Consider the following 17,046-nt stretch of genomic DNA (forward strand, 5'->3'; position numbering starts at 1 on the left):
GGCATACTCACCTGATGCCCGATTCCCCCTCGCCCCTGACCGCCCTGCCGGCTGCGCCGCGCGCCGCCATCGCACGCGCCGCGACCCATCCCCTCGCACCGGCGGGGCTGCTGCTCCTGGCTCTGGGCCTCGTCGGCGCCCTCACGGTGGCGACCCACGAGGTCTACGAGGGGGTGACGGACGGCGACGGCATCGCGGTGCTCGACCATCCCGTCCTGCAGTTCATGATCGACCACCGCACGCACTCCCTCACGCTGCTCGCCCAGGCGCTCGCGCACGCCGGCGATGTGATGGGCGCTGCGATCGTGACGCTCCTGCTCATGGCAGGGCTTTGCGCGCTGCGCCGGGATCCGGCGCCGGCGCTGGTGATCGCGCCGGCGATGACGGGCGCGCTCGCGATCACCGCGCTCGGCAAGGCGATCGTCGGCCGGGTGCGCCCGCCGCACACGCTGGCTCTGCCGCCCCACGAGACCTCCCCGTCCTTCCCGAGCGGGCACACGCTGAACGCGACGGTGCTGATGGCGATCGTCGCCTACCTCGCCTGGATCTCGCTGCGCAGGGCCTGGCTGCGCTGGAGCGTGGTCGCAACGTGCGCCGGGTACGCGCTCGCGATGGGCATGAGCCGCGTCTACCTCGGCGCCCACTGGCTGACGGACGTGATCGCCGGGTGGCTGATCGGACTGGCGTGGTCGCTCGCGGTGATCACCGCGCACCAGCTGTGGCTGCGGCGCCGACGGGCCGAGCGCAGCGCAGAGCCCTCCCGCTCATGCTGACGGCGCGGGTCAGAGCCGGCGGGTCAGAGGACCGCGAGCACCGTCCCGAGGAGGGTGCCGAGCGCCGAGGCCGGGATGCCGGGGAAGCACGTGCCGAGGCGGTGGCGCAAGGTGCCCAGCAGCAGCGACGAGACGAGCTGCGCCAGCAGCAGCGGCCAGGCCGTCGCGGCCGCCCCGAGGGCGAGAGCGAGCAGGAGCGTCGGCAGCAGGGAGATGACCGCCTGGAGCGCGTTGCCGGCGGGGAAGCCGAGACGGCGCATCAGCACCCCGCCGATCAGACCGCGGAACAGGATCTCCTGCCCGGCGGCGAGCGCGAGCGCCTGCATGATCGCGAGCGGGTTCACGACGGTCTCGAGGCTGCCGCCGCTGAGCCCCAGCGGACGCGCCGCCAGCCAGGTCAGAGCCGCGATCGCGAGCCCCACGAGGAGCCCGAGCCCGTAGCCGGACAGCGTCCCGAGGGCCGCGCCCGCGTCGCGGATCGCCTCGGCCCGGTCGTCACCGCGTCGCGAGCGCACCATGACGTACACGATCGTGGGCAGGCAGTAGAGCAGCAGGGTCAGCATGGGCGAACGCTACCGGGCTCCGGGCTCCCCTACGATGCCGCCATGGCCACCAGCGCGAAGACCGTCGCCGCGAAGCTCCTCGTGAAGCCCGGCAGCACGGTGCACCTGCCCGCGGATCCGGACGCGATCCGCGAGCGCGTGGAGCAGCCGGACGTCGGCTGGACGACGGTCGCGATCGCCGCGGTCGATGCGGCGTGGTCGGCGCTGCGGGTGAAGCCGTCCGACGCCGACTCCTTCCGCGAGACGCGCGACGTCCTCGCGAGCGCTGCGGAGATGGACGGGATCCGGTAGAGCCAGCGGGACTTCGCAGAAGGCCGGTACTTCGCGGCTGAGGAGGTCCGCTCCGAGCTGATCGCCACGGGCAGGCTTCGTCAGGATCCCTGAGCCCATCCCCGCTGAAGCACCCCAGTGCTCAGATGCTCCGCGCGAACCTCCGGCACACGTGCACCCGTTCGAAGCGCTCGCGCATGGCCGCTTCGTCCTCGATGCTCCCGTGGGCGAAAGCGAGCACGGGAGCGGAGAGCCCCTCGGGAGCCGACCAGCCCTCGTCGGGAGTGTCGGATGTCTTGTAAACGTGCAGGTAGTGGTCCGATTCCTCGAAGCCGCGCGAGCGGTACCAGGCGAGGGCCGGTTCGTCATCGCGGGTCCAGGCGTCGAGCGTCGTGACGGCCTGGGGCAGGCACCGCAGCGCTTCTTCGAGCAGAGCGCTGGCGATCCCGAGCCCCTGGTGATCGGGGTGGACGGCGAGGGTGTCGATGGTGGCGAGGTCGCCGTCGATCTCCACGTCGAGGATGCCGACGACGTCGTCAGCCCCCGCAGAGGCTGCTCGCAGCACGGCGACCAGTTCGATCTGGTTCTCCCGCGTGCGGCGCGGCTTCACGTCGTCGAAGTAGGCGGAACCGAGGAAGGAGAGGGCGCGGCAGCGCAGCCACGACGGCTCGTCGGCGGGCTGGTAGTCGCGGACGGTCACGGAAGGGGTCGGCATGCCGGGAGCGTATGCCGGGAGCAATGCGAAGGCCGAGCGATTATCCGCGCCAGAAAGCCCTACCCTGGCCCCATGCGCTACGCCCTCTTCCTCCGCGGGATCAACGTCGGCCGGATCCGCGTGCCGATGGCGGATCTGCGGGCGCTGCTGACGGGCCTCGGCCTGGGCGACGTCACCACCTGGCTGAACACCGGGAACGCCGCTTTCACCTCGGACGAGTCGGCCGGCACCCTGCGCCCCCGCATCGAGGCGGCGCTCGCCGAGCGCTTCGGCTATGCGGCGTTCGCGCAGGTCATCCCCCACGAGCGCCTGGCGGCGATCGTCGCGGACTGCCCCTTCCCGGTGCGCGAGGGATGGCACCGATACGTCATCTTCTGCGACGAGACCGCCGTGCGCGACGAGCTGGCCGCCGCCGCGAACCAGCTCGGGACCGGGAAGAGGGCCGACGGCGCCTTCGAGCAGGTCGCCCCCGGCGAGGGCGTCCTCTACTGGTCCTGCCCGAAGGGCTCCACCGTCGGCACGCCGTTCGCCGCGGTGCTCGCGAAGACGCGCTTCAAGGCCTCCACCACGAACCGGAACATCCAGACGCTCGCGAAGATGGTCTGACCCCTCCCCTACGATCGCCCCATGACCGAGACCCCGCTGATCACCTGGCTGCTGGATACCGATCCCGCCCTGCGCTGGCAGGTGCAGCGCGATCTGCTGGGGGCCGACGAAACCACCTGGCAGGCGACCCGCGCCCGCGTCGCGACCGAGGGGCTCGGCGCCGACCTCCTCTCCCATCAGGACGATGACGGGCGCTGGGCCGCCGGCGCATACTTCCCCGGCGGCACCGACTGGTTCGACGGGCCGGACGCCGAGGAGCACGCGGCCCTGCCCGGCCAGCCGTGGACGGCGACGACCTGGTCCCTCACGATGCTGCGGGAATGGGGCGCGGACCCGTCGGCCCTGCGCGTCGCGGACACCGTCGCCGCCCTCGAGCGCAGCGCCCGCTGGGAGTACGACGATCTGCCCTACTGGGAGGGCGAGGTCGACTGCTGCATCAACGCGATGACGCTCGAGAACGGGCTGTGGCTGGGCCGGGACATGCGCCACCTCGCGCGCTGGTTCGTGGCACATCAGCTGGCCGACGGCGGCTGGAACTGCGAATGGGTCGAGGGCGCGGAGGTCAGCAGCGTGCACTCCACCCTGAACGCGCTGAAGGGCCTGATCGCCTACGAGAGCGCAGTGCGCAGCGGCGCCGCCCCGGCCGACGACACCCTGCCGCAGATCCGCGCCGCCCGCCGCCGCGGCGAGGAGTACCTGCTTCAGCGGCGTCTGATGCGGCGCCTGCGGGACGGCGCGCTGATCGGTCCCTTCATCACCAACCTCGCCTATCCCCTGCGCCACGTCGCGAGCATCCTGAACTCCCTGACCTACTTCCGCGCCGCCCACCTCGCCGAGACGCGCTGGGCTGGTGCCGACTCTGGCACCGGTGCCGACGACAGCCCCGCACGCCCCGATCCGCGGCTCGCCGATGCGATCGAGGCGCTCCGGGCTCAGCAGGGACCGGACGGCCGCTTCCTCCAGGGCCGCGTGCTGCCCGGGGCGGTATGGTCGCCGATCGATGTGCTCGAAGGCGAGCCCTCCCCCTGGGTCACGTTCCTGGGGCTGCGGATCCTGCAGTGGTGGGATGCGGAGCCCGAAGCCGCCCTGCGCCTCCAGCTGGAGATCTGACACCGACCCGCACGCCGTGTTCACCCACCGCCCCGCACTCCCCAGGAGCCTCCCCTGCTGATCCTCGCCCTGATCCTCGCGGCCTTCGCCGCTGCCCTGCACGTGCTCATCTTCTGGATGGAGTCGATCGCCTGGCGGGGGCCGCTCGCTCGCCGCACCTTCGGCCCCGCGACCGACGCCGAGGTCGAGGCGACCGCGGAGCTCGCCTACAACCAGGGGTTCTACAACCTCTTCCTCGCGATCCTCACGGCGCTCGGAATCGCGCTGTGCGCGAGCGGCCACGTGGCCGTCGGCGCGACCCTCGTGCTCGCCGGCTGCGGGTGCATGCTCGCCGCGGCGAGCGTGCTGCTCCTCTCCTCGCCGCACCGGCGCGGCGCCGCGATCCGCCAGGGCGCCCTGCCGCTGCTCGCGGTCGGGGCGATGGGGGTCGCGCGGCTGCTCGGCTGAACGGGGCCACCCGACGAAGCTCATGCGAACTCACTCGCAATTACTCTAAACCGTTTAGAGTAGGTGCATGTCCGTCTCTGCCATCGCGCTCGCTCAGAGCGCACCTCCCGGCGACCGCCTGGCCGCTCTGCTCGCCGTTCCCGAGGACCAATGGTTCGATCGGAAGTCCGGCCGCATCGCCCCGAAGGATCTTGCACGCGCGCTCGCCGCCTTCGCGAACGCCGAGGGCGGGACGGTCATCGTGGGTCTCCACGGGGGCCGATATGACGGTGCCGAGCTCACCGTCGACAAGGAGAACGCTCTGCGTCAGGCGAGCATCGACTTCACTCATCCGCCGGTGCGTGTCCACACCGAGCGCCTCGACCTGGGAGACGGTCGATCGGTGCTGCGCTTCGACATCCCTGTCAGCGAGCACGTCCACGAGACGAGCACCGGAGAGGTGTATCTCCGCGTCGGCGACGAATCGAAGCGGCTCTCCTACGCCCAACGGCGCGAACTCGACTTCGATCGCGGCTCCGCGCATTTCGAAGGCGAAGCCGCTCCCGGCGCCGATGCCCAGGATCTCGATCTGGACCTCCTTGCGGAGTACCGCTCATCCGTGGGCAGCACGGGCTCCGATGAGACTGCTCTACGGGCACGGTCTCTCCTGACTCGAGACGGCAGCCTCACGCATGCCGCCGCCCTCCTCCTCGCGAAGGACCCGCAGCAATGGCTGCCCCAGGCGTCCGTACGGGTGCTCCGCTTCACGAGCGATCAGGCTGGCACGGGTCGGCGCCTGACCTTGGAGGCCGGGCGGGACGAGCGATTCGACGGTCCCATTCCCAGCGTGATCGCCTCGGCCTCCCGCAGGATCGCCGAGTGGATGCCGCAGCACAGGGCGCTCGGGAACCGAGGTCGTTTCGAGAACATCGACATCATCCCCGCAGACGCGTGGCTCGAGGGTCTCGTCAACGCGGTCGTGCACCGCAGCTACTCCATGGCCGGAGATCACATCCGAGTGAACATCCACCCGGGGAGGATCGAGATCGAGAGCCCCGGGAGGTTCCCCGGACTTGCAGACCCGCATCACCCTCTGGAGATCGCCCGATACGCAAGGAACCCGAGGATCGCTCGCGTGTGCTCGGACCTCGGGATCACGCAGGAGAGGGGTGAGGGCATCCGACGCATGTTCGAGGAGATGCGCGTGGCCGGCCTCCAGGATCCGACGTACGAGCAGACGAGCGGCAGCGTGCGTCTGCTCCTGCGCGCAGAGCCCAGCCTCAGCCCTCAGCTGCTCGCCTCCCTGCCCTCGGGAGGAGAAGAGATCCTGCGCATCCTTCGCGAGCACGACGCTCCGATGGGCACGGGAGACATCATCGACGCCTCCGGGCGCTCTCGACCGTACGTTCGCACTGCGCTGGCGGGCCTGAGAGAAGCGGGACTCATCTCGTGGCGCGGCACTTCCGCACGCGACCCTCGGGCGACATGGGAGATCGTGCGCTGATCTTCCCGCTCTGCGAAGATTGCCCGCATGAGCTTCTTCCTCTCCTGCCCCGTGGCCGACGTCGAGCGCGCGACCGCCTTCTACCTCGCCCTCGGGTGGACCCTGAACCCCGAGATGTCCCGCGAGGACGTCTCATGCATCGAGATGGCTCCCGGCCAGTTCCTCATGCTCGCGAGCCGCGAGATGTACGCGAGCGTCGGCGGCACCGAGGACGTCATCGGCGGGCCGGACACCCCCTCCAAGGTGAACGTCTCCTTCGACCTGCCGAGCCGCGAGGCGGTCGACGAGCTGCTCGCGCGCGCGGAGGCCGCCGGCGCCCGCATCGGCGACACCGACGAGTACCCGTTCATGTACCAGCGCCAGTTCGACGACCTCGACGGCTACCACTACTCGCCGTTCTGGATGGCACCTCAGGAGGGCGCGGGCTCCGGGGACGCCGCGGCCTGACCCCCTGAGAGCAGGGCCTCGAGCGCCTGGGCGACACCGTCCTCGGTGTTCGCGGGGCACGTCCGATCCGCGATCGCGAGGACGTCCTCGTGGGCGCCGGCCACGGCCCAACCGGTCCCGGCCCAGGTGAGCATCGGGATGTCGTTGGGCATGTCCCCGAACGCCCAGACCTCCTCGCGGGTGATCCCGAGGCTCTCGCACCAGCGGGCGAGCGCGGCGGCCTTGGTGACGCCGACGGGGCCGATCTCCGCGAGACCGTCGGCCCCCGAGCTCGACAGCAGCGCGCGATCGCCGACGATCTCCCTCACGCGCTCCAGGAACTCCGACTGCCCGAGCGCATCGCTGCGCGCCAGGAGCTTTCCGACGGATGCCCCCTCCCCGGCGAGCTCCTCGGCGGTGAGGTCGGCGACGACCCTCCCGCGGCCGATGTCGGGGGTGCCTGCGAGGGTGGCCCAGAAGCCGTCCTCCTGCAGGAATCCGCTCTCCGTCTCCACGGCCAGCGCCACGCCCTCGATGCCGCGCAGATCGCGGATGAGGGCGCGCAGGAGCTCCGGCGCGAGGACGGTGCGCTCGCGCATCCGCTGGTTCGCCGCGTCGTAGACGAAGGCGCCGTTCGCGCAGATCACGACGCCGTGGGCTCCGGTGATGCCGGCGAGGTGGTCGACCCAGCGCGGGGGCCGCGCGGTGACGAGGACGGTCTCGATGCCGTGGTCCCACAGGGCCCGCCAGGCGCGCGCGGTGCGCTCCGTGACGACACCCTGGTCATCGAGCAGGGTCCCGTCGAGGTCGGAGGCCACCAGCCGCACGCGTTGCATGGGGCGAGTCTACGGAGCGTCCCCTGCGCCTCCGCCCCCCGCACCCCCGCGCATGACGCCGCCGCGCCCGCAGCTCCTTCGAGCGCGGACGCGACGGCGTCAGCGGTGAGTCAGCTCAGGCGCGAGCGCAGCGCTCCCGCGTACTGCTCAGCGTCGAGGCCCGGCACCAGGTGCCAGACGCCCTCGCCGACCTGTGCGGCGGCGACGCCGTCACCGGCCAGGGCGTCGGCCCGCACGAGGCTCGAGTCCTTCACGGCCACGCGCACGCGGGTCGCCGCGATCGCGGAGACGTCCTGCACGTTGCCCGCTCCGCCGAGGGCCTCGATCCAGCGCCCGGCGCTCTCGCGCTGCGCATCGGTGGAGTCGTCGGCACCCCCTGCGACGGGAGCGGCGGCCGCAGCCGGAGCCGCGGCAGCGACCGGGGCCGCCACCGGGCGGGCCTGGCTGGCGTCGGCCGCGACGCGCGCGTCGTCGACCGGCTGGGCCGGATCCACAGCGGCGTCGCCGCGCTCGGCAGCGGTCTTGGCGGCGAGCGCCTCGGCCTTCTGCTCCTTGGTGCGGTAGTCGAAGAAGATGACCATGAGCATCGAGACGACGAACGCGGAGAGCACGCCCGCCGCGTACAGCGGGATGTTGTCGAAGGCGGGGATCGTCAGCAGCGAGGTGAACACGAACGCGGAGGTGTTCACGCCGCCGCCGATGCCGATGATCAGACCGCCCACGAGGCAGCCCACCAGCATGAGCGGGTAGATCCGCTTGAAGCGCAGGTGGATGCCGTAGAGCGAGGGCTCCGAGATGCCGCCCAGCAGACCGGCGGCGAGGGCGCCTGTGGCCGTCTGGCGCATCTGCTTCTCGCGGTCGCGGATCGACAGGAACAGCACGCCGGCGGTGGCGCCGAAGCAGGCGAAGTTCCAGGCGCCCATCGGGCCCTGGATGTAGTCCGAGCCGTTCTGGGCGATGTTCAGCAGCATCACGGCGTTGATCGGCCAGTGCAGGCCGAGCGGCACCATGAAGGGGTAGGCGAGCGGCACCACGATCGCGAACACGAGCGGCGAGAAGTCGTTGATCGAGCCGAGGACGTTCGCGACGAACGCGCCGAGGTACACGCCGATGGGGCCGATGAGGAAGGCCGTCAGCGGCAGCATGATGACCAGCGCGATGAACGGCACGAAGATCAGCTGCAGGTCGGTGGGGATGATGCGCCGCAGCAGCTTGTAGAGCGGGCCGAGCAGGGCGGCCATCAGCAGCGGCGGGAACACCTGGGAGGCGTAGCCGAAGATCGTCAGCGGCAGTCCGAAGATCTCCACGATCGTGACCTCGGAGCCGAAGACGGTCTGCTGGGTCGCGACATCGGACTGCCCGAGGGCGGTGAAGCCCGGGAGCATCACCATCGCCATGATCGCGAAGCCGACCCACGGATCGGCGCCGAGCTTCTTCGAGGCGTTGTAGGCGACCATCAGCGGCAGGAACACGAACACGCTCTGCCACATCAGGTTCACGAACTGCCAGGACTCCGGCAGCGCCGTGCGCGGATCAGCCCAGTTGCCGATCACGCCGAGAGTCGACATGAGCGACATGAACGTGATGATCAGCGAGGCGCCGAGCAGCGCGCCGATGATCGGGCGGAAGGAGTCCGAGAGGAACTCGAAGAACTTGTCGACGCCCGAGAAGCGACCGCGGACGCCGCCCGCGCGGGCCTGCGCCTTGATCTCCTCGTCCGACAGCTCGCCGCCCTTCGCGGCCGCCGGAGCCGCCCCGGCGCTCGCCATCGCGGGCAGTGCGTTGATGTCGTTGTACACGTTCTGCACGGCGCCGCCGATGATGACCTGCATGCCCGTCGAGCCCTGGGGGACGACGCCCATCACGCCGGGGATCGAGTCCAGGCGCTTCTGGTCGGCTGCAGACTGGTCGTTGAGCTGGAAGCGCAGGCGGGTCGCGCAGTGGCTGAGGCTCGCGACGTTCTGCGGGCCGCCGATCGCATCGATGATCTCCGATGCGGTCGTCTGGGTGGATGTGGTGGCCATGAGGATTCCTGTTCCGTTGCAGGGAAGGAGGGGAAAGGGATGGGTGAGGTCAGACGGCTTCGAGGGGCACGAGCGCGCGCACCTCGGCCGGGGTGGCGCAGGTGACCGCCTGGCGGGCGAGCTCCTGGCACTCGGCCGCCGAGACGCGGCGCACCGCGGCCTTGACGGAGGGGATCGCGGGGATCGAGCAGGAGAGCTCGTCCACGCCGAGGCCGATCAGGATCGGCACGGCCTGCGGGTCCGAGGCGACGCCGCCGCACACGCCCAGCCACTTGCCGCGCGCGTGCAGCGCCTCGGCGGCCGCGCCGATCTGCGCGAGCACGGAGGGGTTGCACGGGTCGACCTGAGGCGCGAGGCGCGGATGGCCGCGGTCCATGGCCAGGGTGTAGCTCGTGAGGTCGTTGGTGCCGACGGAGAAGAAGTCCAGCCCCTCCTCGGCGGCGAACTGGCGGGCCATGATCGCGACGCTCGGCACCTCCATCATCACGCCGACGGACACGTTCGCGGCCGCCTCGTGCAGGCCGCTGGCCGCGACGGTCTCGTCGTAGATGCGCTTGGCCTCGCGCCAGTCCTCGATGGTGGCGATCATCGGGAACATGACGTAGAGCTTCGCGCCCGCATCGGCAGCGGTGAGGATCGCGCGCACCTGGGTGGCGAGCACCTCGGGCTGCTCGAAGCCGACGCGCACGCCGCGGATGCCCAGGAACGGGTTCTCCTCGGGCGGTATCGGCAGGTACGGCAGGGGCTTGTCGCCGCCGACGTCGAGGGTGCGGATCACGAGCGGCTGCCCGGGCTTGAGGGCCCGCGAGCACTCGGCGTAGACCTCGGCCTGCTCCTGCTCGGTGGGCGCGCTCGCCCGGTCCATGAACACGAACTCGCTGCGCAGCAGGCCGACGCCCTCGGCGCCGTACTCCATGGAGTTGCGGGCGTCCTTCGCGTTGCCGATGTTCGCGACCACGGCGACCTGGTGGCCGTCCAGCGTGATGGCGGGCTCGTCCTTGTGGGAGTCCTCCTCCGCCTTGATGGCGGCGAGGCGCTCCTGGCGGCCGCGGATCTCGGTCACCTCGTCCTCGGTGAGGTTCAGGCGCAGGATGCCCGCGGCGCCGTCGATCATGGCGCGGGTGCCGTCGGCGATGTCCATCGCGCGCGCCTCGACGCCCGCGATCGCGGGGATGCCGAGGGAGCGGGCGATGATCGCGACGTGCGAGGAGGCGCCGCCGCCGATGGTCGCGAAGCCGGCGACCTTCTCGGCGTCGAACTGCGCGGTGTCCGAAGGGGTGAGGTCCTCGGCGATGAGGATGGCGTCCTGCGGGAGCTCCATGGCCCCGCCGCCCTGGCCCGTGAGCTGGGCGAGCACGCGCTGGCCGACGTCGCGCAGGTCGGTCGCGCGGCCGGCGAGGACCTCGTTGTCGAGGGCTGCGAGCTGGTCGGCGAACGCGGTGTAGGCCTGCTTCCACGCGTAGCCGGCGCTGCGGCCCTCGGAGATGAACCCGCCGGCGACCTCCACCAGCTCGGGATCGCCGAGGATCTCGCGGTGCGCGGCGAAGATCGCCGAGCGGTCCTTGTCGCCCTCCTCCGTGAGGCGGCGCTGCAGCTCGTCGAGCTCGAGGCCCGAGCGGTCGATCGCGGCGTCGAGCGCGCGGCGCTCGGCCACGGGATCGGCGGCGTTCTCGGCGACCTCGATCTCCTCGTGCGTGATGCGGTGCACCGTGCCGAAGCCGAGGCCCGGGGAGGCGGAGACGCCCTCGAGGAGGTTCGGATCCTTCGCGGGAGCAGGCTCGGCGGCGGCCACCGCGGCGTTCGCCTGGGCGATCGCGGCGTCGGCGGACGCGGCGACCTCGGGGTTCTCCGAGGGCGCGACGGCGGCGACGGCGACGGTGTCCAGGGTGCTCGGGGTGCCGGCGGGGATCTCCTCGCCGAGTCCCTCGCGGATCGCGTCGGCCACGGCGGCGACGGCCTCGGAGGCGTCATCGCCGGTCGCGGTGACGGTCACCCGGGCGCCGCTCGCGAGGCCGAGCGCCATGATGCCCATGATGCTCTTCGCGCTGCCGGAGCGCTCGCCCGAGTGGAGCTTGATGTCGGAGGTGAAGCGCTTGGCGATGTCGACCAGCGTCGCGGCCGGTCGCGCGTGCAGGCCCGTCGGGTTCGGGATCGCGATCGGATCGGACGTGACCGTGCCGTCGGCGGAGGCCGGAACGGCAGCAGCGGCGACAGGCGCTGCGGCGACAGGCGCTGCGGCGGCTGCGACGTTCTCGCCGTGGTGGGCGTCGGCCGACGGCGACTGCTCGGGGGTCGCCTCCTGCTCGGCGCCGGCCGGCAGCTCGACTGTCAGCGCCACGGACTTCCCGGCGGTGACCTGGCCGGTCGCCGGGGTGAGCGCGGTGTACGCATCGCCGTTGAGGATGAGGATCTGGGTGAGCAGGCTCTTGGCCTTCGCGCCGACGGTGTCGAGGTCGAAGCTGACCAGCAGGTCGCCGGGCTTCACCTCATCGCCCGCCTTCACCCGCGCCGTGAAGCCCTCGCCGTTCAGGGCGACGGTGTCGATGCCGATGTGCATGAGGATCTCGAGGCCCTCGTCGGTCACCATGCTGACGGCGTGCGAGGTCGCCTGGACGTCGGCGATGGTGCCGGAGGCGGGAGCGAGGAGCTCGCCGACCAGCGGGTCGATCGAGATGCCGTCGCCCACGATCTTCTGCGCGAAGACCGGGTCGGGGACCTGATCGAGGGGCATCATCACCCCGGTGAGCGGAGCGAGGAGCTCGAGGCGGGCGGGATGTGCGGGCGCGGTCATTGCGTCCTCCAAGTCATGGGTCCACAGGGCAGTCGGCTCAATGTACGCCCGATCACCCTCGAATGGGAGGACGTGGGTCCTGTGTGGACGAGCCGATCTGCCTCAGCGCGCGGCTCCTCCAGCGTCCGCGCGCCCCTGCAGCGCGAGCTCGCGGCCGATCACCCGGTACCCGAGCTGCTCGTTGACCGCGATCATCCAGGGGTTCACGTGCGAGTTGTACGTGATGAGGCTGCGCAGATGCGGCGCGAGCGCGCTGATGCGCCGATGGGTCGCGACCTTCAGCGCGAGGCCGAGGCGGTGGCCGCGGTGGTCCGGCATGACCAGGGTGTTCTCCTGCCAGCCGATGGTCGTGCCCTCGGCCTCCTGCCACTGCACCACGGAGTTGCCGGCGAACGCGCCGTCCGGAGCGATGGCGACGGCGGTGAGCGTGCGGGTGCCCGCATCGCGCTCGCGCTGCTCCATCTCGCGGATCCGGGCGGGTGTGTAGTCGGCCGCCTCGTACTCGACGTCCTCGTCGGGGTCGTCGAGGTCGAGCTGGCGCAGCAGCAGCCCGTAGGCCTCGAGGTGCTGCGCGGGCACTTCGCTCTCCCAGAGCTCGATCCGGTAGTCGCCGAGCTTCTCGTCGGCCCTCTCCTGCAGGGAGTCCAGGAGGCCCTGTGCGACGGGGAGCTCGACGGCGCGGACGACAGCCATGCCCTTGCGGCTGATGCCGAGCCGGCGCGCCAGTCGGTGCACGGGGAGGTCCGGGTCGTCGGCGTCGCCGTCTGCCGGCACGTCGCCCCAGGCGGAGCGCAGGGGCCGCCCGGTCTCCTCGATCGCGGGCAGGAGGATCTCCTCGACCATGCGGGTCGCGATGCCGAGCCCCCGGAACGCGGGGTGCACGGACACGCCGACGAAGACCGTCTCGAGGTTCTCCTCCAGCGGGATGGACACCGATGCGCGGCCGACGAGCGTCTGCCCGCCCTCCATCGTCTCCGCGAGCGCGACCCAGCGCCGGGTGCGGGAGTAGGAGGAGTCGACGAGCTGGGCCCGATGCTGGGCGAGAGTCCGCACCTCATGGCCGCCGAACGCATGATCGTCCAGCGCCTCATCGAGCGCGGCGTACTGCGCAAGCTCCGTGTCGGAGCCGGCGTCGAGAGGGCGGATGGTCAGGGAGAGGTCGTCGTGGAGCACGGGGGAAGTGAAGCACGGCCCCGTGGGCGGGCCAAGCGGTTTTCTGAGCCCTCCTCGCCCCCTGGGACAATGCCTCCATGCCGACGATGACGCCGCACCTCCTCTCCCCGCTCGATCTGGGCCCGTTCACGGTGCGCAACCGCATCGTGATGGGCTCGATGCACGTCGGCCTCGAGGATCGCGCGGCCGACGCACCCGCGCTCGCGGCCTTCCTCGGCGAGCGCGCCCGCGGTGGCCCCGGGCTGATCGTCACCGGCGGCTTCTCCCCGAACCGCACCGGGCGCCTCACTCCGCACGGCGCGCAGTTCACGCGAGCCGTCGCCGCCGCGCACCGCGGGATCACGGATGCCGTCCACGAGGCCGAGGGGCGCGTCGTCCTGCAGCTGCTCCACGCGGGCCGCTACGCGTTCCACCCGCTGGCCGCCTCGGCCGATGCCGGCCGCTCCCCCATCACGCCGTTCCGCGCCCGGCGTCTCACGCGCCTCGGCGCGCAGCGGACGATCGGGGATTTCGCGCGCGCCGCCCGCCGCGCCCGCGAGGCCGGCTACGACGGCGTCGAGATCATGGGCTCCGAGGGCTACCTCCTGAACCAGTTCCTCGCCCCCGTCACCAACCACCGCCGCGACCGCTTCGGCGGCTCCGCGGCGGCCCGGCAGGCGCTGCCGCTCGCTGTCGCGCGCGCGGTGCGCGAAGCCGTCGGCCCGAAGGCCCTGCTGTCCTACCGGATCTCGCTCGCGGATCTGGTGCCCGGCGGGCAGGAGCAGGAGGAGACCCTGGCGCTCGGCCGCGCGCTCGAGCGCGCCGGGGTGGACGTGCTCTCCACCGGCATCGGCTGGCACGAGGCGCGCGTGCCCACGATCGTCGCCTCCGTGCCCGAAGGCGTGTTCGTACCGCTCACCGCAGCCCTGCGCGCGGAGGTCGGCATCCCCGTGGTCGCCTCGAACCGCCTGCACGATCCGCAGCTCGCGGAGGGGATCCTCGAGCGCGGCGAGGCCGATCTGATCTCGATGGCCCGCCCGCTGCTCGCGGATCCGCAGCTTCCCGCGAAGCTCGCCGCGGGCCGCGCCCGCGAGACCGTCGCCTGCATCTCCTGCAACCAGGCGTGCCTGGACCGGGTGTTCGACGGGAAGCGCGCCAGCTGCCTGGTGAACCCGCGCGCCGGTCGCGAGACCGAGCTGGTGCTGCGCCCGGTTCCGCCGCAGCGCCGCCGCGCGGTGGCCGTCGTCGGCGCCGGGCCTGCGGGCTGCGAGGCCGCGATCACCGCCGCCGAGCGCGGCCACCGGGTGACGCTGTTCGAGCAGGCCGAGGCGATCGGCGGGCAGTTCCTCTTCGCCTCCCGCATCCCCGGCAAGGAGGTCTACGCGAGGGCGCTGGACTCCTGGAGCGCGCGCCTGGAGGCGAGCGGCGTGGACCTGCGTCTCGGCGCGAAGCCCTCGGCCGAGGAGCTGTCGGCCTTCGCCGACGTCATCCTCGCCACCGGTGTGCGGCCGCGCGAGCTGGATCTCCCCGTCAGCGCCGAGGTCTCCCCGCGAGTCCTCTCCTATGCGCAGCTGCTGTCCCTGCCGCGCGAGCGCGCGATCGCGGAGGTCGGCGAGCGCGTCGCGATCATCGGCGCCGGCGGGATCGGGGTCGACGTCGCGGAGTTCCTCACCGCGCCTGACCCCTCCCTCACCCTGGATCCGCCCGCCTGGCGGGCGCGCTGGGGGCTCGCTCCCGGTGCCGACGGCGCTCCGACGACGCCGGGCCCGCGCGAGGTGCACCTCCTGCAGCGCAAGCCCGGGAAGATCGGGGCCGGGCTCGGCCGCACCACCGGCTGGGTGCATCGCGCGGAGCTGCGCCATGCCGGGGTGATCGAGCACCGCGGGGTCGCCTACCTCGGCCTCGAGCCGGGCGGCCTGCGCATCCGCGAGGACGGGGCGGAGCGTCTCCTCGCCGTCGACACGGTGATCGTGTGCGCGGGGCAGGAGTCGGTGCGGGACCTCGCCGGTCTCGAGGGCGCGCGCGTGCACGTGATCGGCGGGGCCGACGTCGCCGCCGAGCTCGATGCCGTCCGGGCGATCAGCCAGGCCGTGGAGGTCGCAGCGGCTCTCTGACCTGCCCGGATCCTCCCTGCTACGGTAAAGGTGTAACCGGCGCCACGTCGCGCCGTCTCCCTCGTCGACTCCGGGAGTCCACCATCATGAGCGTTCCCCCTCCGCAGGATCCGCAGCAGGGCCCGTACAGCTCCGACGCCTACGGCCAGAACCCGCAGCCCCAGTCCTCCTCGCAGGCGCCGTATTCTTCGGCGCCGTACGGCGGGCCGGTCGATCCGTCGGCCGCCCCTGCGACCCCGCCGAACCGCACCGGCCGCACGGTCGGCATCGTCTGCGGCGCGCTCGCGCTGATCGCGGTGCTCCTGATCGGCGGCGGCATCGCCCTGTGGGCGCTGAACCGCGGCGGCGACGATCCCGCCCCGACCCCTGACCCCGCGACGACTCCGGTGGCCAGCACCGAGCCCGCCGAGTCGCCCACCCCGGCGGAGACGACGCCCGCGGCGACGACCCCCGCGCCCAGCGACTCGCCGAGCGCGAGCGATCCCGCCTCGAGCGAGCCCGCCGCGGGCGGCCTCGAGGGCGACGCCGGCGGCGTGAAGTACACGCTGGCCTCCGCGCGCGTTGGCTCCGTCTCCTCTGCTCCCCTGGGCGACGGCGATGCCCGCGTCGAGCCGACGGGCCGCTTCCTCAGCACGCAGGTCCAGGTCACGAACACCACCTCCGAGGCCGTGCAGCCCGATCCCGCCGTGCTCAGCCTGGTGCTGGCCGACGGCACCGTCGTCCCGGCCGCGGGGTACGACGCTCTCGCCTCCGATGACGAGCAGTCGGTCGCCGCCGGCGAGAAGTCGCGCACCTACAACGTCTACTGGGACGTCCCCGCGGACGCCGAGGTCGTCGCGATCCGCATGGGTCTCGGCTCCGCGTCGCACGACATCCCGCTCAGCTGAGGAGCCTCGCGCCCGTGCTCTCCCCCGATGCCCGCATCGTCCTGACGGATTTCGACGGCACCTTCGCCGACTACAGCGTGATCCCTGATGCGCACGTCGAGGCGGTGCGGGCGGCCCGGGAGAACGGGCACGTGGTGCTGCTGTGCACCGGGCGCTCGCTCGCCATCATCCCCGCGGAGGCAGCGGCCCTGTTCGACGGGGTCGTCTCCTCCGCGGGGGCGCGCGTGGACCTCGACGGCGAGACCCTCGTGGACGAGGTCTACCCCGAAGAGCTCGGGCGGCGCACCGTGTCCCTGCTGCTCGAGCACGGCGTGCAGTTCGCGCTCGAGGCGGCCGACGCCCTCTACGCCCCGGCGAGCGCCATCGCGCTGATGCGCAAGCGCCTCGCTCCCGCCGATGGGAGCAGCCGCAACGCCGACTCGATCCTCTCGGCGATGCGCGAGAGCGAGGACCTCACCCGGGTGCCGTTCGCGAAGATCTCGATCTGGGCGAGCCCCGTGCCCGTCGAGGAGCTCGCCGCCGCGCTCGGCCCGGAGGTGAGGGCGCTGCCGAACTCGGTGGCCACGGGCGATGCGTTCATGGGCGAGCTGCAGCTGACCGCGATCGACAAGGCCGACGGCCTGCGGCTCGTCGCCGAGCACCTCGGCGCCGACCTCTCGCGCACGATCGCGGTGGGCGACGGGATGAACGATGTGGGGATGCTCGCGATCGCGGGCACGGGCGTGGCCGTCGAGGGCGGTCCCGCGGAGCTGATGGAGCATGCTGATCTGGTCATCCCGCCTCCCTCGGGCGACGGCTTCGCGGTCGCGCTGGATCGTCTCGGACTGATCTGAGCGCCCCCGACTGATC

The 17,046-nt window shown here is 72.1% G+C and carries 16 protein-coding genes; 10 read left to right on the forward strand and 6 right to left on the reverse strand.

From position 1 onward, the window contains the following. The first annotated feature begins 14 nt into the window (after nt 1-14). Nucleotides 15-773: a phosphatase PAP2 family protein gene (locus tag Bequi_RS04315; protein WP_249736711.1), complete on the forward strand. Its 759-nt coding sequence runs from the start codon at nt 15-17 to the stop codon at nt 771-773. A 23-nt stretch (nt 774-796) separates the two neighbouring features. On the opposite strand, the gene Bequi_RS04320 is transcribed toward Bequi_RS04315, so the two are convergent. Next, nucleotides 797-1,336, reverse strand: coding sequence for a hypothetical protein (locus Bequi_RS04320; protein ID WP_249736712.1), 540 nt, complete (start codon nt 1,334-1,336; stop codon nt 797-799). Nucleotides 1,337-1,378: 42 nt separating this feature from the next. Between Bequi_RS04320 and Bequi_RS04325 the strand changes: the two genes are divergently transcribed. Further along, a complete protein-coding gene (locus Bequi_RS04325; protein WP_249736713.1) occupies nt 1,379-1,627 on the forward strand; it encodes a hypothetical protein in 249 nt (82 codons plus the stop codon). Between the two features lie 121 nt (nt 1,628-1,748). Here the strand turns inward: Bequi_RS04325 and Bequi_RS04330 are convergent, their stop codons facing one another. Further along, nucleotides 1,749-2,321, reverse strand: coding sequence for a GNAT family N-acetyltransferase (locus Bequi_RS04330; RefSeq protein WP_249736714.1), 573 nt, complete (start codon nt 2,319-2,321; stop codon nt 1,749-1,751). Nucleotides 2,322-2,393: 72 nt separating this feature from the next. Here Bequi_RS04330 and Bequi_RS04335 point away from each other — a divergent pair, with 72 nt between their 5' ends. From Bequi_RS04335 to Bequi_RS04355, 5 genes are all read left to right on the forward strand, one after another. Continuing rightward, nucleotides 2,394-2,927 (forward strand): DUF1697 domain-containing protein, encoded by a 534-nt coding sequence (locus Bequi_RS04335; RefSeq protein WP_249736715.1) that lies wholly within the window; start codon nt 2,394-2,396, stop codon nt 2,925-2,927. A gap of 21 nt (nt 2,928-2,948) precedes the next feature. Continuing rightward, entirely contained in the window at nt 2,949-4,037 is a 1,089-nt protein-coding gene (locus Bequi_RS04340) for a squalene cyclase (RefSeq protein WP_249736716.1), read from the forward strand. A gap of 72 nt (nt 4,038-4,109) precedes the next feature. After that, entirely contained in the window at nt 4,110-4,484 is a 375-nt protein-coding gene (locus Bequi_RS04345) for a DUF1304 domain-containing protein (protein ID WP_347271969.1), read from the forward strand. A gap of 67 nt (nt 4,485-4,551) precedes the next feature. After that, nucleotides 4,552-5,967, forward strand: coding sequence for an ATP-binding protein (locus Bequi_RS04350; protein ID WP_249736717.1), 1,416 nt, complete (start codon nt 4,552-4,554; stop codon nt 5,965-5,967). A 27-nt stretch (nt 5,968-5,994) separates the two neighbouring features. After that, complete coding sequence (locus tag Bequi_RS04355) at nt 5,995-6,414, forward strand: VOC family protein (protein ID WP_249736718.1); 420 nt, start codon at nt 5,995-5,997, stop codon at nt 6,412-6,414. Here the strand turns inward: Bequi_RS04355 and Bequi_RS04360 are convergent. The 4 genes from Bequi_RS04360 to Bequi_RS04375 all read right to left on the reverse strand — a co-directional run bounded on the left by Bequi_RS04360 (nt 6,378) and on the right by Bequi_RS04375 (nt 13,217). Continuing rightward, nucleotides 6,378-7,229 (reverse strand): HAD family hydrolase, encoded by an 852-nt coding sequence (locus Bequi_RS04360; protein ID WP_249736719.1) that lies wholly within the window; start codon nt 7,227-7,229, stop codon nt 6,378-6,380. The two genes, Bequi_RS04355 and Bequi_RS04360, sit on opposite strands and share 37 nt — an antisense overlap. A 110-nt stretch (nt 7,230-7,339) precedes the next feature. Next, a complete protein-coding gene (locus tag Bequi_RS04365) occupies nt 7,340-9,253 on the reverse strand; it encodes a PTS transporter subunit EIIC (protein ID WP_249736720.1) in 1,914 nt (637 codons plus the stop codon). Nucleotides 9,254-9,302: 49 nt separating this feature from the next. Next, nucleotides 9,303-12,044 carry a phosphoenolpyruvate--protein phosphotransferase gene (gene ptsP / locus Bequi_RS04370; protein ID WP_249736721.1) on the reverse strand — a complete coding sequence of 914 codons (2,742 nt, stop codon included), beginning with the start codon at nt 12,042-12,044 and terminating at the stop codon, nt 9,303-9,305. A gap of 102 nt (nt 12,045-12,146) precedes the next feature. Then, a complete protein-coding gene (locus tag Bequi_RS04375; protein WP_249736722.1) occupies nt 12,147-13,217 on the reverse strand; it encodes a GNAT family N-acetyltransferase in 1,071 nt (356 codons plus the stop codon). Nucleotides 13,218-13,294: 77 nt separating this feature from the next. On the opposite strand from Bequi_RS04375, the gene Bequi_RS04380 reads away from it, so the two are divergent. The 3 genes from Bequi_RS04380 (at nt 13,295) to Bequi_RS04390 (ending at nt 17,030) form a co-directional block, all read left to right on the forward strand. Beyond that, nucleotides 13,295-15,310, forward strand: coding sequence for an NADPH-dependent 2,4-dienoyl-CoA reductase (locus Bequi_RS04380; RefSeq protein WP_249736723.1), 2,016 nt, complete (start codon nt 13,295-13,297; stop codon nt 15,308-15,310). Between the two features lie 86 nt (nt 15,311-15,396). Further along, nucleotides 15,397-16,197, forward strand: a complete 801-nt coding sequence (locus Bequi_RS04385; RefSeq protein ID WP_249736724.1) for a hypothetical protein — start codon at nt 15,397-15,399, stop codon at nt 16,195-16,197. A 14-nt stretch (nt 16,198-16,211) separates the two neighbouring features. After that, nucleotides 16,212-17,030: an HAD hydrolase family protein gene (locus Bequi_RS04390; RefSeq protein ID WP_249736725.1), complete on the forward strand. Its 819-nt coding sequence runs from the start codon at nt 16,212-16,214 to the stop codon at nt 17,028-17,030. Nucleotides 17,031-17,046: the final 16 nt, after the last annotated feature.

It is taken from the genome of Brachybacterium equifaecis (assembly GCF_023509525.1).
GTDB classification, from domain to species: Bacteria; Actinomycetota; Actinomycetes; order Actinomycetales; family Dermabacteraceae; genus Brachybacterium; species Brachybacterium equifaecis.